The organism is Micromonospora sp. NPDC005205, from assembly GCF_040608275.1.
Classification (GTDB): Bacteria; Actinomycetota; Actinomycetes; order Mycobacteriales; family Micromonosporaceae; genus Micromonospora.
In genome coordinates, this window is record NZ_JBEXHV010000023.1 from 47,021 (window position 1) to 68,952 (window position 21,932).

The following is a 21,932-nucleotide window of genomic DNA, read 5'->3' on the forward strand; positions in this document are numbered from 1 at the left end:
TCCCCGCGGGCGGAGGCCGTCCCTGTGTTGCGAGGCGACGCAGGGACGGCCCGCCTGGCCGGTGTCGGCCTGCGCGGCCCGGCGCGTGGCGATGTCGCGGGGTCGGTCAGACGACCGGTCGGTGCGTCTGCGTGGTGGAGTCAGTCGCGGTGGTGTCGACCGGTGGAGCGCAACGACCGGCGGCTGTTCTCCTGCTCGGGCTCGTTGTCCGACACCGGCTTGCTCAGGCCGGCGACCCAGTCGACGAATTCCTCGTCCTGGGACGCCAGCGGCTCCGTCTCATCCGACGTCTTCGGGCTCTCCTCGTCGGCGCGGGAGCGGTTGCGGCGGAACAGCCCACCGAGCCGCCCTCGCCGGGAGGGCTGCCCTGCCACCTTCGGTTGCGTCGGTTCTGCCGACGTGGTGTCGGTAGGCGTCAGATCGCCGGTGCCGGTGCCGGTGCCGGTGCCGGTGTTGGTGTCCGCACCGGTGGGCGCGCCCTCCGGCCGGCCCGGGTGTTCGGCCGGAGCGGTCTCGCCGGCTTCGGTTGGCGCTGTCCGTGTCGTCGAGCTGTCCTGCGGTCCCGCGGACCCGCGGCGCCGGGAGGTGTCGAACGCGTTCCAGGTGCCGGCCCGGCTCAGGTCCGGCAACGGTGCCCGATGCCGTGGCCTCGGCCCGGTCGGCGCGTCAGGACTGCTCGACCCCGCCGATGCCGTTGCCCCCGGCTCGGAGGCCTGCGGTGGCACCGTCCACGTCGAGGTGACCGGCCAGGCCGACGGCGCGGGCGTCCACCGGTCCGTGTCCGGGTCATTGGCGGCGGTCGCCGCGAACAACCCGGCGGCCGGAACGTCCTCGGCGTCGGACCGCGCGCTGTCGGTGCCACGAGCCCCGGCGATCGCGGAATCGCTGGTCGCGTCGGCCGCTGCTGCCTCGCTGCCCGTGCCGGCCTTCGGGACGCGCGGGGTGGCTTCCGCGCCAACCTGGTAGGCAGTGGTGGTCGGTGCTGGTGTCGCCCCCGTCCCGGTGGTCGGGGTCTGTGTGGCGTCGGTCGGCGTGCTGGGGGACTCCGGGTTGGCCGGCACCTGCGTCGCGCCGATTTCGGCGGTCGTCGACGCGGCCGGTGCTCGCTTCGAGCCGGTGGCGGAGGTGGCAGGTGCTGGCTTTGCGCCGGTGGCGGAGGTGGCCGGTGCTCGCTTCGCGCCGGTAGCGGTGGTCCGGTCTGCTGCCGTGTCGGAGCCAGCAGCCGAGGTGACCTCGGAGGTCGAACTCGACAGCTCACCCAGGCTTCCCTGGCTGGACGCCAGAGTGCCGGTGGCGGTGCTGTCGGCGGACCTGCCCGACCGGGTGCCCTTCGTGGCGCGGCCGGTGGTCGTCTCGGGGGTGGTCGTCGCGTCGGTGGTCGCCTTGCTTGCGGTCGTCGCGTCGGTGGTCGTCGCGTCGGTGGTCGTCTCGCGAGCGGTCGTCTTGCTGGGGGTTGCCGAACCGGCAGAGGACGTGCCGTCGGCCACGTCGGAGGCGGTGGCGTCCGGGTTGGCTTTCGGCTTGCGGCTGCGTCGCGGCTTGATCGTCGGCGGCGCCTCGGGCGTGCCGTGGTCGGGCGTGCCAGCTGTGCTCGGCGCTGGTCCCGTGCCCGTCGACGCCGTGGCGTCGGGACTGGGAGCGTCAGTGCCAGGCGATGCCGTGCTGGTCGCCTCGGCGCCGCTGCCCGCGCTGGTCGGGCCGGAACCGGGTGCGCCCGTGGCGCTCGCCGTGTCGGCGGACTTGCGGGTGGTGCGCCCACCGGTCGGCCTGCCACTGGTCGCGGTGCTGCCGCTCGGGTCAGTCGCCGTGCTGCCGCTCGGGTCCGTCGCCGTGCTGCTGGTCGGCTCGTCGACGGCCCGGCCGCCCGTCGGGGTCGCGGCGTCGGCGCGGCCGGCCGTCGTGCCGGTCGCGGTGGCGTCGGTGACGATGCTGACGTCCGCGCCGGCCGAGGGCTCGGTAGTGGCCAGGACATCATCCTGACGCGCGGGCGTCTGCCCGGCGGCGGTGAACTCACCGGTCGGCGCGGTCAGCCAGGCCGCGGGCTGAGCCGGTGCGGCGGCAGTAGCCGGTGCGGCGGCAGTAGCAGTGGCGGGAGCCGGACCGTGCTGTCCGCTCGCTGTGGTCGCCGGCCAGTCCCAGTGGGCCGGGACGGTGCGTACGGCATCGGGATCGCCCGTCGCCCACGGACCCGCAACGACGCCGGCGGGCGTCGTGCGGGTGGCCAGCTCCGTGTCGGTGCCCTCGGCGCTGTCAGTGTCGTTCGGCGCGCTGTCTCCGCCGTTCGCCGCGCTGTCCTTGTCGTTCGGCGCGCTGGTCAGCGCCGGGCCGGTGGACAGCGGGCGCAGGATGGCGGTGGGCTCGATCGCCTGCGGATCGTTGGTACGGGTGCCCATCGGCCAGCGCAGCAGCGCTGCGGCGGCCGCGCCGAGCGCTCCGGCGAGGATCGCGATCAACGAGCCGTAGTAGGGGGCGGTCTGGTAGCGGTCCACGGCGTCGCCCGGACCGGCGGTCAGGTAGGCGAACGCCACCAGCACCGGACCGGCCACCCCGGTGGCTCCGCTGACCAGTGGAGCCTGACCCCGCGAGCGAGCCAGCCCGGCGGTCGCCGCGCCGGCCAGCAGCGCCACGATGGGCAGCAGGAGCATCGCCAGTCGCTGTGCGGCGGCGTCGTCGAGCCAACTCGGCTCCAGTACGCCGAGCCGGACGGTCGGCAGTGGGCCGGCCGTGCCGAGCGACGGTAGGACGGAGATCAGCGCCAGCAGCCAGACCGTGCCGGCCACGGCCGCCATGTTCCACCCCAGCTCGGGCCGGAACAGGACGGCGATCGCCGCGCCCGCCCCGATCACCGCACCGACCATGGCGCAGATACCCACCGCCCAGACCGGGTCGACGGAGATCAGCTCTGCAGCGCGGGCGGGCTGCATGCAGAGCGGGGCGATGACTGTGGCACCGAGCGCTGCCGCGCCGCCGACCGCCAACTGCCGGCCGGTGCTGGCCGCCGGAGCGTCACGGCGAGCGAGGCGTCCGGTCAGGACGGCGCCGGCGACGGCTGCGTTGGCGGCGAACCAGCCCACCCAGACCAGCTGGGCCGGCCACTGGTTGACTGTCGTACCGGTGAATGCGCCGGTCAGGCGGACGATGCCGAAACCGTACGCGACGCCGAGCTGGCCGGCTCCGGCCAGCACGCTCACCCCGAGCGCCGTGAGCAGCAGTCTGCCCCAGGTCCGAAAGGCCATGTCCGGCACGTTACGCACCCGGTACACCCGATAGCCAACGGCGCGCCGCGCGGCACGCCGGTGGCCATCGGCGGGTCTACTTGAGTTCGACCAGCCGAGCCAGGTAAGTCGTATCCCCGACATTGGTCAGCATGTGCACCGCGCCCGGGTCCCGGTAGACGACTCCACCGGTGGGCTCGACGGCGTCGATCAGGGTGCCGTCGATGGTCTGTACGACGTTCTTGGCGCCCTCGATCGCCACCACCAGGTACGGGTGGTCGTGCCGGTGCAGCGGCTGCCGCTCACCGGGTTCGAGGCGGATGTGCCAGACCCGGACCCGGTCGTTCTCGAACACGATCTCCTGGCCCACCGGTCCGAGTTCGGTTCCGTCGATCACGTCGGTCATCGTGCTCCGTCCAGTTGGGGCAGCACCTCGGCGGCGATCAGCTCAAGGTGGTCGAGGTCGTCGAAGTCGATCAGGCGCAGGTGGACCCGGGTGGTACCGATCGCGGCGAACTCGCCGAGCCGCTGCGCGAGCTGCGCGGGGGAGCCGACCACCGGGTCCTCCGGTGGCAGAGCGCTCTTCTCGTGCAGAGGGGCGGCCCGATGCTGGGCCTCCGCGTCGGTCCGGCCGATGGCGACGACGATTCCGGCGGACAGCACCAACGGGGCGCGCCCGGACTCCGTCCGTCCGGTGCGCTCACACGTCTCGCGCACCCGGTCGTACGCTGCGGCGGTGGCGGCCACGGACTTGAACGGCATGTTGAACTCGTCGGCGTACCGGGCAGCCAGTTCGGGTGTGCGCTTGGGGCCACGCCCGCCCACGATGATCGGCGGGCCGGGCACCTGCACCGGCTTGGGCAGGGCGGGAGCGTCCACCAGGCGGTAGTGGTCGCCGGTGAAGCTGTAGGTCTCGCCGGGTGGGGTTCCCCACAGCCCGGTGATCACCTCAAGCTGCTCGGCCAGCCGGTCGAAACGCTCGCCGACCGCCGGGAACGGGATGCCGTACGAGGTGTGCTCGCGCTCGTACCAGCCGGCGCCGATGCCGAGGTCGACCCGGCCACCGCTCATCTGGTCGACCTGCGCGACCATCACCGCGAGGGGGCCGGGCAGGCGGAACGTGGCCGACGTCACCAGGGTGCCGAGTCGGATCCGCTCGGTCTCCCGGGCCAGCGCGGCGAGGGTCAGCCAGGCGTCGGTGGGGCCGGGCAGGCCCGGGTCGGCGCCCATCGACTGGTAGTGGTCGGCGCGGAGGAAACCTTCGTAGCCACAGGCCTCGACCAGCCGGGCGAACCGGAGCTGGGTGTCGTAGCTGGCGCCACGGTTCGGCTCGGTGAAGACCGACACCCGCATTGTCAGTGTCCTTCCGCGCCGGCGGTGGCCGGCTGTTCGCGTTCCATCAGCAGTTCGTGCAGGTCGGCGCTGACCTGGGCGACGTCGGCCAGGTGGGCGTTGCGGCCCAGGGTGCGAGGCCGGGGGATGTTCACGTCGACGACCTTGCGGATCCGGCCTGGGCGCGGGCTCAGCACGACCACCCGGTCGGCGAGCAGCACCGCCTCGTCGATCGAGTGGGTGACGAAGACGATGGTCGGCTTGTTCTCCATGTGCACCCGCTGGAGTTCGCCGGAGAGTTCCTCGCGGGTGAGCGCGTCCAGTGCGGAGAACGGCTCGTCCATCAGCATCACCCGGGGCTCACCGATCAACGACCGGCACAGCGACACCCGCTGCTGCATTCCGCCGGAGAGTTCGTGCGGCAGCCGCTTCTCGAAGCCGGCCAACCCGGCCACGTCGAGCAGTTGCCGGGCCCGCTCCCGGTGCTTGGCGCGGCTCCAGCCGAAGATCTCCACCGGCAGCAGGACGTTGTCCAGCACGGTGCGCCAGGGCAGCAGCGCCGGCTTCTGGAACAGCATGGCGATGTCCTGGCGGGGGCGGGCGATCGGCGTACCGGCGACGGTGATCTCACCGGCGCTCAGCGGGAGCAGCCCGGCGATCAGCCGCAGCAGTGTGGACTTGCCGCAGCCGGAGCGGCCGAGCACGGCGACGAACTCGCCCTCGGCGACGTCGAGGTTGATACCGCGCAGCGCCTCCACCCGGCCGGATCGGCCCTCGAAGGTACGGGACACCCCGGACAGTCGGATCATCTCCGGCGTACCTCCGCTGAGTGGACGGTCAGGAATCCGACAAAGGCTAGCCGCCCTGTCGAGGTATCGCACCGGCTGGGGTGGTCGTCAGGTTGTTTCCGTTCCGCAACCCGATACGCCTGGCGTCGCAACTGTGGGTTTCTCGTACGCTGTGCCCGCGAAGAGTCCCCCCACGACGGCGGCGCCCGGCTTCCACCCCTCCCGCCGGCCCGTCACGACAACCCCCTCCGGTGGCCTGCCGGCCCCGGTCGGAAAGGACATGGTGCACTGATGAGAAGGCTGACCCGTACGGTCGCTACGGCCGCGCTGGCCACCACCCTCGCCCTTGTCTCCGCCTGCAGCAGCGGGTCGGATTCGGCCGACGATGCCAAGGGCGGCGACGGGACGACGCTGACGAAGGTGACCTACCTCACCTCGTTCGGTAACTTCGGCCGTGACTCCTACGCCTGGGTGGCGAAGGACAAGGGCTTCTTCAAGGACGCCGGTTTCGACGTCGAGATCAAGGCCGGTCAGGGCACCGGTGGTGTGATCCAGACCGTCGTCGGCGGCCAGGCCGACTTCGGCCCGATCGACCTCACCGGCGGCCTGCTCCAGCTCGGCAACGGCCAGGCGAAGGACTTCACCGCGGTGGCCGCGATCCAGCAGCGCACCATGGCGGGCATCGCCACCGTCGAGGGCAAGAACATCAGCTCGCCGAAGGACCTGGAGGGCAAGAAGCTCGCCGACACCCCCGGCTCCGTCGTCCGCAACCTGTTCCCGACGTACGCCCGGCTCGCCGGTGTGGACGCGACCAAGGTGACCTGGGTCAACGGTGAGGCCCAGGCGCTGATCGGCACGCTGGCCTCCGGCTCGGTGGACGGCATCGGTCAGTTCGTCGTCGGTCAGCCGACCATCGAGGCGGTGGCCAAGAAGAAGGCCGTCATGCTGCCGTACAGCAACGTGATGCAGGATCTCTACGGCAACGTGCTGATCACCTCCTCGAAGATCGCCAAGGAGAAGCCCGAGATGGTGAAGAAGTTCACCGCGGCGCTGCTCAAGGGCCTGGAGTACAGCCTGGCGAACTCCAAGGAGGCCGCCGACATCCTGAAGAAGAACGTCGACGCCACCAACCCGGTCTCCGCCGCCGCCGAGCTGGAGCTGATGGCCGCGTACGTCCGTTCCGGCAACACCGGCACCGCGATCGGCACCCTGGACAGTGGTCGGGTCGCCAAGAGCATCGCCATCCTGCAGGGCGCCGGCGCGCTGAAGCAGAACATCACCCCCGAGCAGATCATCGACTTCAGCCTCGCGCCGAAGGCCTGATCGTCCGGTCGTCATCAGGGGGTACGTCCCGCCGATCCCGGTGGGGCGTACCCCCGTCGCTCGTCGGCCCCCGGCGGGCCGTGGGATTTCGAGGAGGACAGAGATGACCGACGTCCGGTCAGCGGACCCGGCGGTGGCGGAACCTCCGCCCCCGAGTGCCGGCCCCGAGGTGGGGCGAGCGGGTCGAGGTGCCGGTCTGCGGGCCGGAGCCGAGGCGGTGCTGCCCGCGGTCGGCATCCTGGTCGCGCTGGCGGCGTGGTGGCTGATCGCCCGGCTGGAGCTGGTTCACCCCGCAGCCCTGCCCCCACCCGGCGACGTGCTCACCGCGTTCGTCGACAAGCCGGCGCAGCTGCTGGAGCACACCTGGGACACCACGTTGGAGATCCTGACCGGGTTCGCCCTCTCGGTGGCCGCTGGTGTGCTGATCGGGCTCTCGCTGGCCAGTTCCCGCACCGTGGAGCGGATGTTCACGCCACTGCTGGTCGCCGTGAACGCGGTGCCGAAGATCACGCTGGGTCCGCTGCTGGTGGTGGCGCTCGGCTGGGGCCAGAAGCCGATCCTGACCATGGTGTTCCTGCTCTGCTTCTTCCCGATCGTGCTGTCCACCGCGACCGGGTTGACCACCACGCCGGCCGACCTGGCCGAACTGGTGCGGTCCTGGAACGCCTCCCGCTGGCAGGCTTTCCGCAAGGTGCGCTTCCCGGCCGCGTTGCCGCAGATCTTCGTCGGTCTCAAGGTCGCCATGCCACTGGCCGCGATCGGCGCGGTGATCGGTGAGTTCCAGGCCGGCGAGAGCGGCCTAGGTTTCGTCATCACGCAGTACGCCGGTGTCGGCGACACCGCCACCGCCTGGGCGGCGATCATGCTGGTGGCGCTGGTGAGCATCCTGCTCTACTCGGCGCTCCTGCTGATCGAGCGGTTCGCCCTGCCCTGGGTGCGAGAAACCACAAGCAGCCGCTAACCACCAGAAGAGATCAACGACCAGCACCAGGACTCAGACCAAGATCAAATCCCAGTAACGCGAAGGGCCGGCCTCCCAGTGGAGACCGGCCCTTTTCGTCGACGCTGCTGGCGCAGAGGGTGTGGCCGACCGTGCCCGGCGGAGGGATCAAGCCTGACCGCCCGGAGCCGGGCACGGTCGGCCACACCCCACCCGGCACCCGACGAAGAGCGCCGGGACCAGACGACATGAGGCCCGAGCGTCTACCCAGCCAACCGCCAGCGCCCGTTGCGGGCGACCAGCGTGGTGAGCGCCTGCGGCATCAGGCCGCTGTGGTTGTCCGGCGTCATGCGGATCGGGCCGGAGAGGCCGTCCATCTGGGACGTCTCCAGCACGTCCCGGATGCCGTTGCGGTCCACCTTCCCGATCTCACCACCGGCGCGCAGTTCGGCGTCGGCGATGAGCTGGACGGCGTCCGCTGCGAACGACGAGGACCCGTTGTAGCCACCGAAGCGGGCCGTGTAGTCCTGGAACCACTGCCGCCGCGCCGCCTTGGCCGGCGTGGTCGCGATCACGTCATCGATCACCATCGTCTGCGTGAAGATCAGCGTGGCCTTCTCGGTCGCCTTGGCCGCAGCGCCGAGAAAGAGGTCCCCGGCCGCTGCCGCGTCGAAGTAGATCGACCCACGGAAGACGGTCTGCTGGACGGTGGTGGCGGCCAGTGTCGCCTGCTCCGGCGGGGTCCAGAAGACCATCGCGTCGGGCTTGCCCGACGCGAGTTGCTGGACCTGCTGGCTGACGTCGGTGTCGGTGGTCTTGACCCGCTGCTGTCGGAGCGTGATCTTGGCCTTGTCGAGCTCGCTCTTGAGCGCTGTCGCGCCCTCCTGGCCGTAGTCGTCGTCGCTGACCAGCATCCCCACCTTACGGATGTTGTTGCGGCGCAGTTCGGTGGTCAGTGCGGCGGCGCTGTCCGGGGCGTTGGGGCCCAGCTTGAACACGTAGCGCCGTTCAGCGGCCGGTGCGGCGATCGCGCCGGAAGCGGCCAGCGCAATGGTGGGAATCCGCTTCTCGTTGATGGTCCCGACGGCTCCGACCGCGCATTCGTTGCAGCCGCCCATGATGATGGCGCTGACCTTCGAATCGCTGCTGAAGTCGACGATGTTGCGAAGTGACTCGGCCGAGTCGGAACGGTTGTCCTTCACCTTCAGGTCGATCCTCCGGCCGTTCAGTGCTCCGGAGGCGTTCAACTGATCGACCTTGAGTTCTAGGGCGCGCTGGTATGTCCGGCCAACTGTGGCTGCGGCGCCGGACAGTTCGAGATCGGCGGCGATCACGATCGGACTCGTGTCCTTCTCCGCCTCACCAAACTGGCAGCCGGTGAGCGTGGTGGCCACTACGGCCGATGCGAGCGCCGCGATGGTCGCGGAGCGGATGGGGCTCAACTCAGTCCTCCAGGTGCGGGCGCGGGCGCTGCCCGGTCACCGCCGCTAATCCGTCCTCAGTGGAGGACGGGATCTCCTCTGCCGTACGGTGTGCGCGAAGCCTGCAAAACCTTGCCAATGGCCGGCGCTGTGGTCAAGCGCGGACCCCGGCAGCATTTTCGGGACGGCCATCCCACATGCTGGGGTAACGCAATGTTTGCAAAAGCTCACTTTGCATACACGCGTGACCACTCTGGAGTTACATGCCCTGTTCAGGGGCTTGCGGAAATGAAGGTATCAGTTGCCCGGATCACGGGATGCGCTCCGTCCGACCGTTTCCTACCTCACTGCGGCTTCCCAAACACGATCATCTCTGATGAAATCGCGGCCGTGCCGCGCGTGGTCCCCTCCGCTTACGGCATGGCTCGGCGGCTCAGGCGGGGAAGAAACGACGGAGGCGATGTCGTGAGCACCGGACCGACGACCCTGCCCGCGCTCGGCGATAGCGGTCGGCCTGCGCGCCGACGGATGCCGAGACTGCGTGACGCCCGGATCCGGTCCAAGTTGGCGTTGATTCTGGTCGTCCCGGTGGCGGCGGTGATCGCGCTGGCCACGGTCCGCCTGATCTCCGTCGGCGAGGGCGCGTTCGACGCCACCCAGGCCCGGTCACTGACGGCCCTCTCCGTCGACGTCAGCGCCCTCACCCAGGACCTCCAGTCCGAACGGATGGCCGCGGCCGCCTACCTCGCCGCTCCGCAGCAGCCGGCCGACGCGTACAACCTGCGGGTCCGCCAGACGCAGCAGCGGGTGGACGAGTACCGCGCCGAGCGGGGCCGGGTCGGCGACGTGCCGGCCGCCCTGCGGGACCGGCTGGCCGCCATCGACGACCACCTGGCCACCCTGGACGGCACCCGTCAGGAGGTGTTGGACCGCCGGCAGATGGCGGTAGCCGAGGCGGTGCTCCGTTACGGAGTCATCCTCACCGACCTGGTCTCGTACGGTGACGGTCTGGCCCAGCTGCCCGGCTCGGAGAGCCTGGCGGACAGCCGCCGCGCGGTCGCCGCCTTCGCCCGAGCCAAGGCCTCCGTCGCCGAGGAAGAGGCCGTCGCCTTCACCGCGCTGACGGCCGGCCAGCTCGACTCGGAGCAGTTCTCCTCCTTCGTGGCAACGTTGACCGGTCAGCAGGAGGCCCTGGTCGCCTTCTCGCTGGCCGCCGACCCGGTGCAGCGCGCCCTGGTCGACAGCACCGTGTCCGGCGACGCCGTCGGCCTGGCCGACCGGGTGGCCACCGACATCACCCGCTCGGTCGGGCAGCGCTCACTGGTCACCGCCCAGGACGCCACCGCGGCGATCGGCGCCGTGAACGACCTGATGCGCTGGGCTGAGATCCAACTACAGGACCGACTGCTCCAGCAGGCCGACCAGGCCCGCTCGGACGTCATCCGGCAGGCAGTGGTCGAGTCGATCCTGGTGCTGTTGACCCTGATCATCGCCGTGTCGCTGGCCGTGGTGCTGGCCCGCTCGCTCAACCACTCGCTGCGCCGACTGCGCGAGGGCGCGCTCTCGGTGGCCAACCACGACCTGCCCGACGCCGTGCAGCGGCTGCAGAACATGGGCAGCGTGGGTGACGGCGGGGTGGACGAGATCGTCCGCCAGGTCCGGGACCCGATCCAGTTGAACAGCCGCGACGAGGTCGGTCAGGTGGCGCTGGCCTTCAACGTCGTACACCGGGAGGCGGTGCGGGTCGCCGCCGAGCAGGCGGCACTGCGTACCAGCGTCTCGGCGATGTTCCTCAACCTGGCCCGCCGCAGTCAGACCCTGGTCGACCGGATGATCGGCGAGCTGGACGCGATCGAGCGCGGCGAGGAGGACCCGAAGCGGCTCGCGCAGCTCTTCGAACTGGACCACCTGGCCACTCGAATGCGCCGCAACGACGAGAACCTGCTCGTCCTGGCCGGCGCCGACTCCGCCGCACCGCGTCACGACGACGCGCTGGTGGTGGACGTGCTACGCGCCGCCCAGTCCGAGGTCGAGCTCTACAACCGCATCGAGTTCGGCACCGTGGACACCGACATCTCGGTGGCCGCGCACGCGGTGAACGACGTGGTACGCCTCGTCGCCGAGCTGCTCGACAACGCCACCCGGTTCTCACCGCCGAACACCACGGTGGTCGCCGACGGTCGCCGGATCCGTGACTACGTGCTGATCCAGATCGAGGACCGCGGGCTCGGCCTCACCGACGACCAGCTCGACTCGCTCAACCGGCGGCTCGCCGCCCCGCCGAGCGTGGACGTCGCTGCGTTCCGACTGATGGGTCTGGCCGTGGTGAGCCGGCTCGCCTCCCGGTACGGCATCCGGGTGGAGCTGCGCCGCAACGTCGAGGGCGGCACCGTCGCCCAGGTGACGTTGCCCGCCGCCACCGTGGTGCTGCCCAGCAACCGGGGCCGCGAGCAGGTGCTCACCCGGCCGCGTCAGCCGATGGCAGTGGAGCAGGCCCCGCTCTCCTCAGCCGGCCACGCCGAGCAGTTCGCCGGTGCTGCCACGACGGCGGCGACGCTGCCCGACCAGTGGCGGACCAGTTCGCCGGCACCCGCCCAGTGGCAGTCGCCGCTGGACTCGCGGGACACCACCCCGGCCGTGCAGGCCGGTGGCTACACCGGTCCGCGCTCGACGATGCCGCCGGCACCCGCCGCCCCGGCACCCGCCGCCCCGCTGCCGCCGGCCAGGCCGGCCTACAGCAGCGGTGCGGGCGCCTCACTGGGCAGCCCGACAGTGGCGTACCCGACGGTCGACCCACTGCCTCGGCGTGGCTCCAAGCCGGACACCGCGGATGGGCGTGGCACCCAGGGCCTCCCGGTCGGGCCGGTCGCCGGACCGGGCGCGGTGGCGCCGCCAGCCGCTCCGTCGGTGCCCGCCGCGCCGGTCAGCACCCGGCCCGACTTCCCGGCCGAGGCTCCGATCTTCCGGGAGATGGAGGCGGTCTGGTTCCGGTCGCACGGCGACGACGCCACAGCGATCTTCACCCGGCCCAACTTCGACGAGCCGCCCGCGCCCGCCACCACCGCAACGGCCGACACCGGCCTGCGCACCGGCAACGGCGGCCAGCCGAGCGCCGGGACGGTGCCGGCCGCCTCGCCGGCCCGACCGAAACTGCCGACCCGCACCCCGGGCGGCACCGACGGCACAGCCACCCTGGGCGACGGCCCCGGCGCCACAATGGACGGCTTCGCTGCGCGACCGTCGGTGCCGCCGACGTACGCCCCGCCCCCGGCCGCCCCGACGGCTCCGCCCGCGCCCGCCCCCGACCCGGCAGCATGGCGTACGGCGGCCGACGAGGGCTGGTCCCGGGCCAGCCGGGCTGCCGAGCCGGCTCCCGCCGGCACCACCCGATCCGGGTTGCCCAAGCGGGTGCCGCAGCAACAGCTCGTGCCGGGTGGCATCGAACCGAAGAGCGGCCGGGACCGCAGCCGGCGGACCCCGGACGAAGTACGTGGTCTGCTGTCGGCCTACCACCGCGGTGTGCAGCGCGGTCGGACGGCCGGAACGGACCTGAACAGCACCTCGACCAAGGAGAGCCGATGAACAGGCCAGCTGCCATGCAGGACATGGGTTGGCTGCTCACCAACTTCGCCGACAGCGTGGCGGGCATCGCCCACGTGGTGGCGGTGTCCGCAGACGGGCTGTTGCTCGCGTCCTCCCGGGATCTGCCGGGGGACCGGGCCGACCAGCTCGCCGCGATCACCTCCGGGGTGGTGAGCCTGACCGAGGGCGCGGCCCGGATGTTCAGCGCGGGCGGGGTGTTGCAGACAGTCATCGAGATGGACAGCGGGTATCTCTTCCTGATGTCGATCAGCGACGGCTCCTCGATGGCCGTGCTGGCCGCGCGGAGCTGCGACGTGGGCCAGGTGGGCTACGAGATGGCGCTGCTGGTCGAGCGGGTGGGTGCCGCGTTGGTGCCGCTTCCGCGCGACGCGGTGCGTTCTTAGCACCGGAGGCCGGCGCTCGTTCCGAGCGCCGGACCAGGGACGAGAGACGGCACAGTCCGGCTCAGCAGGGGACGAGGAGGTGATCGGGAATGGACCAACGACGCGCTGACCCGCGTGGCGCGCTGGTGCGTCCGTACGCGGTCACCCGTGGTCGTACCGAGCCCCGGCAGGACATCGCCCTCGAGGCCGTCCTGACCGCCTCTCCGACCCAGGTCGCCGAGTCCCGCTTCGCCGGGCACGACAAACACCGCATCGCCACGGTCTGTGAGGGCCGAGCACAGTCGCTGGCGGAGATCGCCGCGTATACCCGGATGCCGCTGGGCGTCGCCCGGGTGTTGGTCGCCGACATGGTGGCCGAGAGCCTGCTGACGTTACACACTGCTGCTCCCGCCGAGGGGTTCGAGGAGCGGATGGAACTGCTTGGAAGGGTGCTAAGTGGACTTCGCAGGCTATGACCCCGCAGGGGGGCGGCCGGGCCGGGGAATCGTCTCCGCGAAGATCGTCGTCGCGGGCGGATTCGGCGTCGGTAAGACGACACTGGTCGGGGCGATCTCCGAGATCACACCGCTGACCACCGAGGCGTTGATGACCGCGGCGGGTGTCGGTATCGACGACCCGTCCAAGGTGCCGGGCAAGGAGACCACCACGGTCGCCATGGACTTCGGCCGGATCACAATGGCCCAGGACCTGATCCTGTACCTCTTCGGTACACCGGGTCAGACTCGGTTCTGGTTCATGTGGGACGAGATCATCCGGGGGGCGGTGGGTGCGGCCGTGCTGGTGGACACCCGCCGGATCACCGACGCCTTCGCCCCGCTGGACTACTTCGAGAACCGTAACCTGCCGTACGTGGTGGCGCTGAACAAGTTCGACGGCGCACCGCAGTACGAGGCCGAGGAGGTCCGCGAAGCGCTGGCCATCTCGCCGCAGGTGCCGCTGGTGATGACCGACGCCCGGCAGCGGGACTCGGTCAAGCAGGTGCTGGTGACGGTGGTCGAGCACGCCATGCTCCGGCTTCAGTCCGAGCACGGGCGGGGCTTTCCGACGCCGGTCGGCTGACACGTCGCGTCACGGCCGGCACGCTACGGCCGGCCGTGACGTGTTCAGGGCGTGTGGCAGTGCCCTCGGCCCGACCGGGGACTCCGCACGCCCTAGTCGACCCGCAGCCGGTAGCCGCGCTTCACCACGGTCTGCACCACGCGGGGCGCGCGCAGCCCGGCCCGGAGCCGGGCGACGGCCATCTCGACGGCGTGCTCGTCCGCGCCCCGGGGCAGGGTCCTCAGCAACGCCGTGCGGGACAACACCCGACCCGGGGTCTGGGCCAGCGCCCGCAGCACCGCCATCGGCGCGGGCGCGAGCGGCCGCAGCTCGCCGTCGATCACCGCGGCGTGCCCGCGCAACGTGAGCAGGTGCCCGCCGGCCTTGAACGTCACGGTCCGGCGGGGCAGCTCGTCGACGATGGTCCGCACCAGTGCGCCCAACCGGGCCCGGCCGGGCGCGCTCACCGGCACCCCGTGCCGCAGCAGCGGCTCGGCGGTCACCGCCCCGACGCAGCTGGCCAGCACGTCGCCGCGCAACGCCGACAGCACCGCGTCGGTACGGTCGCCGGCGGCCCGCAGCAACGCCTCGGCCGCCGGTGCCGAGGTGAACGTCACCGCGTCCACCAGCCGACCGGCGATCAGGTCGATCAGCCGGTGCAGCGGCGCCGGATCGGTCGGCGGCGCCCAGCGGTAGACCGGCACCTCGATGACCGTGGCGCCCGCCGCCTCCAACGCGAGCGTGCACTCGGGCTGCCGCTCGCCGTGCAGCTGCATGGCGATGACCTGCCCGGCGACGCCACGCCGACGCAGGTGCTCGACCACCTCGTCGCAGCTCTCCGAGGCGGGTGACCACTGGTCGTGCAGCCCGGCCGCCCGGATCGCACCGCGTGCCTTCGGGCCGCGCGCCACCACGTACGAGCTGGCCAGCACGGAGCGCAGTGGCTCGGCCAGCCCCCAGCCCTCGGCCGCCTCCAACCAGCCGCGCATGCCGATGCCGGTGTTGGCCATCAGGATGTCCGGCGGCTGGTCGAGGCAGGCGCGGGTCGCCTCGCGCAGCTCGGTGTCGTCGGACAGCGGCACGATCCGCAGCGCCGGGGCGAGCACCACCCGGGCACCCCGCCGTTCGAGCAGCGCGGCCAACTCGTCGCGCCGCCGGTCGGCGGTCACCCCGATGGTGAAGCCCGCCAGTTCTTCGCGCATCAACCCTCCTGTCGCAGCCGCACCTCGACCAGCCCGTCGCGGCACCGTGCGTCGTGCCGAGCCACCGCCACCCCCGGCAGGTCGAGGCAGTGCCCGCTGCGCAGGTCGTACACCTGCTTGTGCAGCGGTGACGCGACGGTCGGCACTCCGCCGCGACTGCCGACGATGCCCCGGGACAGCACGTACGCCCCGGAGACCGGATCGCGGTTGTCGATCGCGAACAGCTCGTCGGCGGTCCGGAAGAGAGCGATCTGCACCCCGTCGACCAGGGCGGCGACGCCCCGGTCCGGTTCCAACCGGTCGAGCAGGCAGACGGTGGTCCAGGTCAGCGTGAGGGTCTGGGTCATCGCCGTACCTCCGGTAGGCCGAGGGTGACCGGTTGCCGACGGTGACCGTTGGTCGCCTCGGATCCGGTCGGGGACTGGTCGCGTACGGGAACCGGCTGGCCGCGTTCCCGGATGAAGGTGATCGACGGGTCGGGTACGTCGGGGGCGTTGACGAAGGAGGTGTAGCGGCGCAGCCGATCCGGGTCGTCCAGGACGTCGCGCCACTCGTCGGAGTACGACGAGACGTGTCGGGCCATCGCCGCGTCGAGGTCCTCGCAGAGCCCGAGCGAGTCGTCCACGATCACCGAGCGCAGATGGTCCAGGCCACCGTCCATCGCCTCGATCCAGCCGGCGGTGCGTTGCAGCCGGTCGGCGGTGCGGATGTAGTAGATGAGGAACCTGTCGATCAGCCTGATCAGGGCGTCAGTGGTCAGGTCGGTGGCGAACAGGTCGGCGTGCCGGGGTCGGAAACCGCCGTTGCCGCCGACGTAGAGATTCCAGCCGGTCTCGGTGGCGATGATGCCGAAGTCCTTGCTGCGTGCCTCGGCGCACTCCCGGGCGCAACCGGAGACAGCCGACTTCAGCTTGTGCGGAGCACGCAGCCCGCGATAGCGCAGCTCCAGCGCGACGGCCAGCCCCACCGAGTCCTGCACCCCGTACCGGCACCAGGTCTCGCCCACGCACGACTTCACAGTGCGCAGCGCCTTGCCGTACGCGTGCCCGGACTCGAAGCCGGCGTCGACCAGCCGCCGCCAGATCTGCGGCAGCTGCTCCACCCGCGCCCCGAACAGGTCGATCCGCTGCCCGCCGGTGATCTTCGTGTAGAGCTGGAAGTCCCGGGCGACCTCGCCGATCACGATCAGCTTCTCCGGGGTGATCTCGCCGCCCGGTATCCGGGGCACCACCGAGTAGCTGCCGTCGCGTTGCAGGTTGGCCAGGAAGTGGTCGTTGGTGTCCTGCAACGACGCCTGTTCGCCGTCGAGCACGTGCCCGCTGCCCAGCGAGGCGAGGATGGACGCCACCACCGGTTTGCAGATGTCGCAGCCGCGGCCCCGCCCGTGCTCGGCGACCAGCCGGGAGAAGGTGCGGATGCCGCGGACGCGGACGATCTCGAACAGCTCCCGCCGGCTGACGTCGAAGTGCTCGCAGAGCGCGCTGGACTGCGCCACCCCGGCCGCGTCCAGGAGCTGCTTCAGCATCGGCACGCAGGAGCCGCAACTGGTGCCGGCCCGGGTGCACGCCTTCAACGCCGGTACGTCCGCGCAACCGTCGGCGATGGCGGCGTCCACGTCGCCCCGGGTCACGGCGTTGCAGGAGCAGACCTGCGCGGCGGCGGGCAGCGCCCCGGCGTCCGCGCCGCCGCCGTCCGGGGCGAGCAGCGCCAACGGCGCGGCCGGCAGCGGGCCGCCCACACTGGCCCGCAGCGTCGGGTACGCGCTGGCGTCACCCACCAGCACCCCGCCGAGGAGTGTATGCGCGTCGTCGGAGAGGACCAGCTTCGCGTAGACCCGGGTGGCCGGGTCGGTGAACGTGACGTCCAGGCAACCCTCGGTCGCGCCGTGGGCGTCGCCGAACGAGGCCACGTCGACCCCGAGCAGCTTGAGTTTGGTCGCGGTGTCCGCGCCGGGGAAGGTGGCCGCGCCGCCGACCAGCCGATCGGCCACCACCTCGGCCGTCGCATACCCCGGCGCGACCAGACCGTGGCAGGTGCCGTCGACCGCCGCGCACTCTCCGACGGCCCAGATCCGCTCGTCGGCGGTACGACAGGTCGCGTCGACCAGCACCCCGCCGCGCGGGCCCAGCGGCAGACCGGCGTCCCGGGCCAACTGGTCCCGGGGCCGGATGCCGGCGGCCACCACCACCAGCTCGGCGTCGAGGGCGGTGCCGTCGGACAGTTCCAGGGCCGCGACGCCGCCGTCCGGGCCGGGCCGGATCGCTGTGGTCGCCACCCCGAGATGGGTCCGTACGCCCAGTTCGTCGACGTAGCGGCGGAGCATCGCGCCGCCGGCCTGGTCCACCTGCACCGGCATCAGCCGGGGCGCGAACTCGACCACGTCGGTGCTCAGGCCGAGCAGTCGCAGGGCATTTGCGGCCTCCAGGCCCAGCAGTCCACCACCGATGACGGCGCCGACCCGTCGACCCCGCGCGTACGCCCGGATCGCCGCCAGGTCGTCCAGGGTCCGGTAGACGAAGACCCCGGGCAGCTCCGTGCCGGCCACCGGCGGCACGAACGCGTACGACCCGGTGGCGAGCACCAGCGCGTCGTAGCGGTACTCGCCGACGGCGGTGGTCACCACCTGGCGGTCCCGGTCGACGGCGGTGGCCGGCTCGCCGAGGCGCAGCCGCACCCCGTCGTGCGGGGTGTGCAGGTTGAGTTCGCTCTCACTGACCCCGTCGAAGTACGCCGAGAGCCGCACCCGGTCGTACGCCGGGCGCCCCTCCTCGGCCAGCACCGTCACCCGCCAGTCGCCCTGTGGGTCACGGGCGCGCAGCGCGTCCACGAAACGCTGCCCGACCATGCCGTTGCCGATGACGATCAGTTCGCCGCCGCTCATCGCGTCACCTCCACCGATTCCGCCTGGCTCAGCCAGTCGACGATGCCGCTCACCGCGTCCCGGCATCCGCCGCATCCGGTGCCGGCCCGGGTCGCGGCCACCACCGCATCGACGGTCCGGGCGCCGGAGCGCCAGCTTCTGACCAGTGCGCCCTTGCTCACCGTGTTGCACTGACAGACCGTGGCCGCGTCCGGCATCAGCGCCGGTGAGGCGGCCGGCGTCGCGCCGACCGTGCCGAGTGCCCGGCCGAGCAGCAGCGCCCGGCGGTCACTCGGCACCGGCTGGGCACGGTCGAAGAGTTGGATCACCGTGCCGACCGCCGGGTTGTCGCCGAGCAGGATCGCGCCGATCAGCCGCTCGTCCCGGATCCGCAACCGGGCGTAGGTGCCCCGGGTCGGGTCGGCGAACGTCAACTCCTCGCCCGGTCCGCCACTGGCCGCGTCACCCATCGAGGCCAGGTCGATCCCGGCGGCCTTCAGCCGGGTCACCACCGGCCGGGGCCGGTACCGGGCCAGTGGGTCCGTGCCGCTCAGCACGTCCGCGAGCACCTGGGCCTGGGCCCAGGCGGGCGCGACCAGCCCGGTGAGCACGCCGTCGTGCTCGGCGCAGTCGCCGATCGCCGAGATGGACCGGTCGCTGGTGCGCAGCCGGTCGTCCACCACCACGCCGCGCCGCACGGTCAGGCCGGCGGCCTGCGCGAGTGTGGTGTCCGGGCGTACGCCACAGGAGAGCACCAGCAGGTCGGCGCGGAGCGTCCGGCCGTCGGCGAGGTCGAGGCGGACGCCGCTGGCGTCCGCGACCACGCCGGTCGCCGAAACCCCCAGTTGGACGGTGACGCCGAAACCGGCGAGCGTGCCCGCGAGCACCGCCCCGGCGGTCGGGTCCAATTGCCTTTCCATCAGGTGTTCTCGCGGGTGCACGACCGTGGTGGCCAGCCCTCGGGTGGCCAGCCCTCGGGCCGCCTCCAGGCCGAGTAAGCCGCCGCCGAGAACCAGCGCGCTGCGGGCGCCGTCCGCCGCGGCGAGGATCCGCCGGCAGTCGTCCAGGGTCCGGAAGAGCACCACCCGCTCCGGAAGGTTCGCCGGGTCGAGGCCGGGCAGTGGCGGCACCACCGCACGGGCGCCGGTGGCGAGCACCAGGTGGTCGTAACCGATTCGTTCGCCGTCGTCGGTGCGGACCTCCCGGGCGGACCTGTCGACGGCGGTCACCGGTACTCCGCTGCGCAGGTCGACGCCGTGCCCGGCGGCTTCGGTCAGCTCCACGTCCGGCTCGTCGATCCGGCCGGCCAGCAGGGTGGAGAGCAGGATCCGGTTGTACGCGCGGTGCGGCTCGGCCCCGAGCACTGTGACCTTCCGGTCTCCCTCCCGGGCGTGCAGCTCACCGGCGAGGCGTGCGCCCGCCATCCCGTTGCCGACGATGACCACCCGCGCGGTCATGCCTTCTCCACCCGGACCGCGCAGATCTTGAACTCGGGCATCCCGGAGATCGGGTCCACCGCGTCGTTCGTCACCGAGTTGGCGCGTCCCGCCCCCGCGTAGTGGAACGGGGCGAACACGGTGTCGGGTCGGATCCCGGCGCTGAGCCGGGCCGGCGCGCGGAACTCACCTCGTCGTGAGGTGACCCGCACCGGGTCGCCGTCGTCGATGCCCAGCCGGGTGGCCAGGTCGGGGTGCAGTTCGACGAACGCCTCCGGGGCGGCACGGCGGAGCGCCGCAACCCGTCGGGTCTGGGTGCCCGACTGGTACTGCGCCAGCACCCGACCGGTGGTGAAGTGCAGCGGGTACGTGGCGCAGACCTCCTCGGCGGCCGGCCGATGGTCGACGGGGTGGAAGCGGGCCCGGCCGTCCGGGGTGGCGAACCTGTTGGCGAAGAGTCGGGGCGTGTCCGGCCCTTCCTCGGTCGCACACGGCCAGTAGACCCCGTCGTCGGCGTCGATCCGGTCCCAGCTGATGCCGGCGTAGTCGGCGGCCCCGCCGGCGGATGCGCGGCGCAGCTCGGCGAAGACGACAGCCGGGTCGGCCGGGAACCGAGCCGCCGCCACGGCTTCCGGTCGCGTGTCGGCCGACGCCACGCCAGCCGGTACGGCGTCACCTGGTGCGGCGCGGGCCGGTTGGGCGGTGGGCGCCTCGGCGGCTGCCAGCCGCACCGCCAGGTCGGAGATGATGGCGAGGTCAGTGCGGACGCCCGGCGGGGGAGGCCGTAGCGCGCGCCGACGCAGCACCCGACCTTCCAGGTTGGTCATGGTGCCGTCCTCCTCGGCCCACTGCGCGGTGGGCAGCACCACGTCCGCCAGCGCGGCCGTCTCGGAGAGCAGGAGGTCCGCGACGACAAGCAGGTCGAGGTCGCGCAGCCGGCCCTCGATGCGAGCCGCCCGGGGTGCCGAGACCACCGGGTTCGACCCGAACACCAGCAATGCGCGCGGGCCACCAGGGGTACCGAGCGAGTCGAGCAGCTTGTAGGCGGGCACTCCCGGGCCGGGCAGTTCGTCGGCCGGCACGCCCCAGACCCCGGCCACGTGCTCGCGGGCCGCCGGGTCGTCGATCCGCCGGTAGCCGGGGAGCTGGTCGGCCTTCTGCCCGTGCTCCCGCCCGCCCTGGCCGTTGCCCTGGCCGGTGAGGCAGCCGTACCCCGAACCGTCGCGGCCGGGCAGCCCGAGAGCGAGAGCGAGATTGACGTACGCGGTGACGGTGTCCACCCCCTTGGCGTGTTGCTCGGCGCCGCGCGCAGTCAGGATGATCACGCGACCGCCGGTGCCCAGCGCTCGGGCGGTCGCCTCCAGGTCGGCCACCGGCACCCCGGAGAGCTGTTCCGCGCGGGCCGGCCACCAGGCGGCGACGCCCCGGCGGACCGCGTCGAATCCGGTGGTGCGGTCGGCCACGTAGGCCCGGTCGACCCAACCTTCGGTGAGAGCGATGTGCAGCAGCGCGTTGGCCACCGCGAGGTCGGTGCCGGGCAGCGGTTGCAGGTGCAGGTCAGCCTGGCGGGCGGTGGCGGTGACCCGGGGGTCGACGACGATCAGTTTCCCGCCGTTGCGGCGTTGCTCGGTGAGCCAGCGCACCAGCGGCGGCATGGTCTCCGCCGGGTTCGCTCCGACCAGCAGCAGGGTGTCGGCCCGGCCCAGGTCGGCGAGGGGGAACGGCAGCCCGCGGTCGATGCCGAAGGCCCGCATCCCGGCGGCTGCCGCCGAGGACATGCAGAACCGTCCGTTGTAGTCGATGTGCCTGGTGCGCAGCCCGATCCGCGCGAACTTCCCCAACGCGTACGCCTTCTCGTTGGTCAGCCCACCACCGCCGAAGACGGCGACCGCGTCCCGGCCGGCGTCGTCCTGAACGGCGCGGATGCCGGCGACCACCCGGTCGAGTGCGGTGTCCCAGCTCGCCGGGTGCAGTTCGCCGGTGGCCGCGTCGCGCACCAGCGGAGTGGTCAGCCGATCCGGGTGGTCGAGTAGTTCGGCGGCGGTCCACCCCTTCTGGCAGAGCCCGCCCCGGTTGGTGGGGAACTGGCGCGGGTGGACCGTCACACCGGTGTCGTCAGCGCGCAGTGTCATCCCGCACTGCAGTGCGCAGTACGGGCAGTGCGTCGCCACTTCCCGGGGCGTCAGCCCCAGTGCAGTTGCCGACCGTGCACCGTCTGTCATGTCGGGAAAGCGTGCCGCCGGGCGGTTTCCGGTCCGGGTCTCTTCTGTTTCGGTCCTGTCAAGTGGGGCTCACACCGCACAGGGGCAGCGAGCGCGTTGGAGGGCGCGGGTCGGAGCCTGTGGAGCTGAATCGCTGACGACATCGGTGGTCGATTCGTTCGCGACATCA

16 protein-coding genes are annotated in these 21,932 nt (G+C 72.1%); 6 read left to right on the forward strand and 10 right to left on the reverse strand.

All coding sequences use genetic code 11. From position 1 onward, the window contains the following. Positions 1-140: 140 nt before the first annotated feature. From ABZU43_RS29220 to ABZU43_RS29235, 4 genes are all read right to left on the reverse strand, one after another. Positions 141-3,236 carry a hypothetical protein gene (locus tag ABZU43_RS29220; RefSeq protein WP_355009624.1) on the reverse strand — a complete coding sequence of 1,032 codons (3,096 nt, stop codon included), beginning with the start codon at positions 3,234-3,236 and terminating at the stop codon, positions 141-143. Between the two features lie 76 nt (positions 3,237-3,312). Next, complete coding sequence (locus ABZU43_RS29225) at positions 3,313-3,621, reverse strand: cupin (protein WP_355009625.1); 309 nt, start codon at positions 3,619-3,621, stop codon at positions 3,313-3,315. After that, the gene (locus ABZU43_RS29230; RefSeq protein ID WP_355009626.1) at positions 3,618-4,568 is read right to left on the reverse strand and encodes an LLM class F420-dependent oxidoreductase; all 951 of its coding nucleotides are present in this window, start codon (positions 4,566-4,568) and stop codon (positions 3,618-3,620) included. Before ABZU43_RS29230 ends, ABZU43_RS29225 begins: the two co-directional genes overlap by 4 nt. Before the next feature lie 2 nt (positions 4,569-4,570). Continuing rightward, positions 4,571-5,356, reverse strand: a complete 786-nt coding sequence (locus ABZU43_RS29235) for an ABC transporter ATP-binding protein (RefSeq protein ID WP_355009627.1) — start codon at positions 5,354-5,356, stop codon at positions 4,571-4,573. 270 nt (positions 5,357-5,626) lie between these two features. Between ABZU43_RS29235 and ABZU43_RS29240 the strand changes: the two genes are divergently transcribed. Together ABZU43_RS29240 and ABZU43_RS29245 are read left to right on the forward strand one after the other, a co-directional pair. After that, the gene (locus tag ABZU43_RS29240; RefSeq protein WP_355009628.1) at positions 5,627-6,658 is read left to right on the forward strand and encodes an ABC transporter substrate-binding protein; all 1,032 of its coding nucleotides are present in this window, start codon (positions 5,627-5,629) and stop codon (positions 6,656-6,658) included. Positions 6,659-6,761: 103 nt separating this feature from the next. Beyond that, a complete protein-coding gene (locus tag ABZU43_RS29245) occupies positions 6,762-7,619 on the forward strand; it encodes an ABC transporter permease (protein ID WP_355009629.1) in 858 nt (285 codons plus the stop codon). Between the two features lie 242 nt (positions 7,620-7,861). Here ABZU43_RS29245 and ABZU43_RS29250 read toward each other — a convergent pair whose 3' ends face one another. Then, positions 7,862-9,040, reverse strand: coding sequence for an ABC transporter substrate-binding protein (locus tag ABZU43_RS29250; protein WP_355009630.1), 1,179 nt, complete (start codon positions 9,038-9,040; stop codon positions 7,862-7,864). A 444-nt stretch (positions 9,041-9,484) separates the two neighbouring features. Between ABZU43_RS29250 and ABZU43_RS29255 the strand changes: the two genes are divergently transcribed. The 4 genes from ABZU43_RS29255 to ABZU43_RS29270 all read left to right on the forward strand — a co-directional run bounded on the left by ABZU43_RS29255 (position 9,485) and on the right by ABZU43_RS29270 (position 14,064). Next, positions 9,485-12,601, forward strand: a complete 3,117-nt coding sequence (locus ABZU43_RS29255; protein ID WP_355009631.1) for a sensor histidine kinase — start codon at positions 9,485-9,487, stop codon at positions 12,599-12,601. Beyond that, positions 12,598-13,005: a roadblock/LC7 domain-containing protein gene (locus tag ABZU43_RS29260; RefSeq protein WP_007465177.1), complete on the forward strand. Its 408-nt coding sequence runs from the start codon at positions 12,598-12,600 to the stop codon at positions 13,003-13,005. Before ABZU43_RS29255 ends, ABZU43_RS29260 begins: the two co-directional genes overlap by 4 nt. A gap of 89 nt (positions 13,006-13,094) precedes the next feature. Next, positions 13,095-13,460, forward strand: a complete 366-nt coding sequence (locus tag ABZU43_RS29265) for a DUF742 domain-containing protein (RefSeq protein WP_007465174.1) — start codon at positions 13,095-13,097, stop codon at positions 13,458-13,460. Continuing rightward, positions 13,441-14,064, forward strand: coding sequence for an ATP/GTP-binding protein (locus ABZU43_RS29270; protein WP_030329978.1), 624 nt, complete (start codon positions 13,441-13,443; stop codon positions 14,062-14,064). Before ABZU43_RS29265 ends, ABZU43_RS29270 begins: the two co-directional genes overlap by 20 nt. A 92-nt stretch (positions 14,065-14,156) precedes the next feature. Here ABZU43_RS29270 and ABZU43_RS29275 read toward each other — a convergent pair whose 3' ends face one another. From ABZU43_RS29275 to ABZU43_RS29295, 5 genes are read right to left on the reverse strand one after another with little or no spacing between them, the layout of a single operon-like run. Continuing rightward, positions 14,157-15,245 (reverse strand): uroporphyrinogen-III synthase, encoded by a 1,089-nt coding sequence (locus ABZU43_RS29275; RefSeq protein ID WP_355009632.1) that lies wholly within the window; start codon positions 15,243-15,245, stop codon positions 14,157-14,159. Then, the gene (gene nirD / locus ABZU43_RS29280; protein WP_355009633.1) at positions 15,245-15,592 is read right to left on the reverse strand and encodes a nitrite reductase small subunit NirD; all 348 of its coding nucleotides are present in this window, start codon (positions 15,590-15,592) and stop codon (positions 15,245-15,247) included. The genes ABZU43_RS29275 and nirD overlap by 1 nt, the downstream gene beginning before the upstream one ends. Continuing rightward, entirely contained in the window at positions 15,589-18,126 is a 2,538-nt protein-coding gene (gene nirB, locus ABZU43_RS29285; RefSeq protein WP_355009634.1) for a nitrite reductase large subunit NirB, read from the reverse strand. Before nirB ends, nirD begins: the two co-directional genes overlap by 4 nt. Further along, positions 18,123-19,562 (reverse strand): FAD-dependent oxidoreductase, encoded by a 1,440-nt coding sequence (locus tag ABZU43_RS29290; protein ID WP_355009635.1) that lies wholly within the window; start codon positions 19,560-19,562, stop codon positions 18,123-18,125. The genes nirB and ABZU43_RS29290 overlap by 4 nt, the downstream gene beginning before the upstream one ends. Then, complete coding sequence (locus ABZU43_RS29295; RefSeq protein ID WP_355009636.1) at positions 19,559-21,763, reverse strand: molybdopterin oxidoreductase family protein; 2,205 nt, start codon at positions 21,761-21,763, stop codon at positions 19,559-19,561. Before ABZU43_RS29295 ends, ABZU43_RS29290 begins: the two co-directional genes overlap by 4 nt. Positions 21,764-21,932 lie beyond the last annotated feature (169 nt).

Coding starts and splice junctions, on each gene's coding strand:
- ABZU43_RS29220 (WP_355009624.1), bottom strand. CDS start 3,236: ATGGCCTTTCGGACCTGGGGCAGACTGCTGCTCACGGCGCTCGGGGTG.
- ABZU43_RS29225 (WP_355009625.1), bottom strand. CDS start 3,621: ATGACCGACGTGATCGACGGAACCGAACTCGGACCGGTGGGCCAGGAG.
- ABZU43_RS29230 (WP_355009626.1), bottom strand. CDS start 4,568: ATGCGGGTGTCGGTCTTCACCGAGCCGAACCGTGGCGCCAGCTACGAC.
- ABZU43_RS29235 (WP_355009627.1), bottom strand. CDS start 5,356: ATGATCCGACTGTCCGGGGTGTCCCGTACCTTCGAGGGCCGATCCGGC.
- ABZU43_RS29240 (WP_355009628.1), top strand. CDS start 5,627: ATGAGAAGGCTGACCCGTACGGTCGCTACGGCCGCGCTGGCCACCACC.
- ABZU43_RS29245 (WP_355009629.1), top strand. CDS start 6,762: ATGACCGACGTCCGGTCAGCGGACCCGGCGGTGGCGGAACCTCCGCCC.
- ABZU43_RS29260 (WP_007465177.1), top strand. CDS start 12,598: ATGAACAGGCCAGCTGCCATGCAGGACATGGGTTGGCTGCTCACCAAC.
- ABZU43_RS29265 (WP_007465174.1), top strand. CDS start 13,095: ATGGACCAACGACGCGCTGACCCGCGTGGCGCGCTGGTGCGTCCGTAC.
- ABZU43_RS29275 (WP_355009632.1), bottom strand. CDS start 15,245: ATGCGCGAAGAACTGGCGGGCTTCACCATCGGGGTGACCGCCGACCGG.
- nirD (WP_355009633.1), bottom strand. CDS start 15,592: ATGACCCAGACCCTCACGCTGACCTGGACCACCGTCTGCCTGCTCGAC.
- nirB (WP_355009634.1), bottom strand. CDS start 18,126: ATGAGCGGCGGCGAACTGATCGTCATCGGCAACGGCATGGTCGGGCAG.
- ABZU43_RS29290 (WP_355009635.1), bottom strand. CDS start 19,562: ATGACCGCGCGGGTGGTCATCGTCGGCAACGGGATGGCGGGCGCACGC.
- ABZU43_RS29295 (WP_355009636.1), bottom strand. CDS start 21,763: ATGACAGACGGTGCACGGTCGGCAACTGCACTGGGGCTGACGCCCCGG.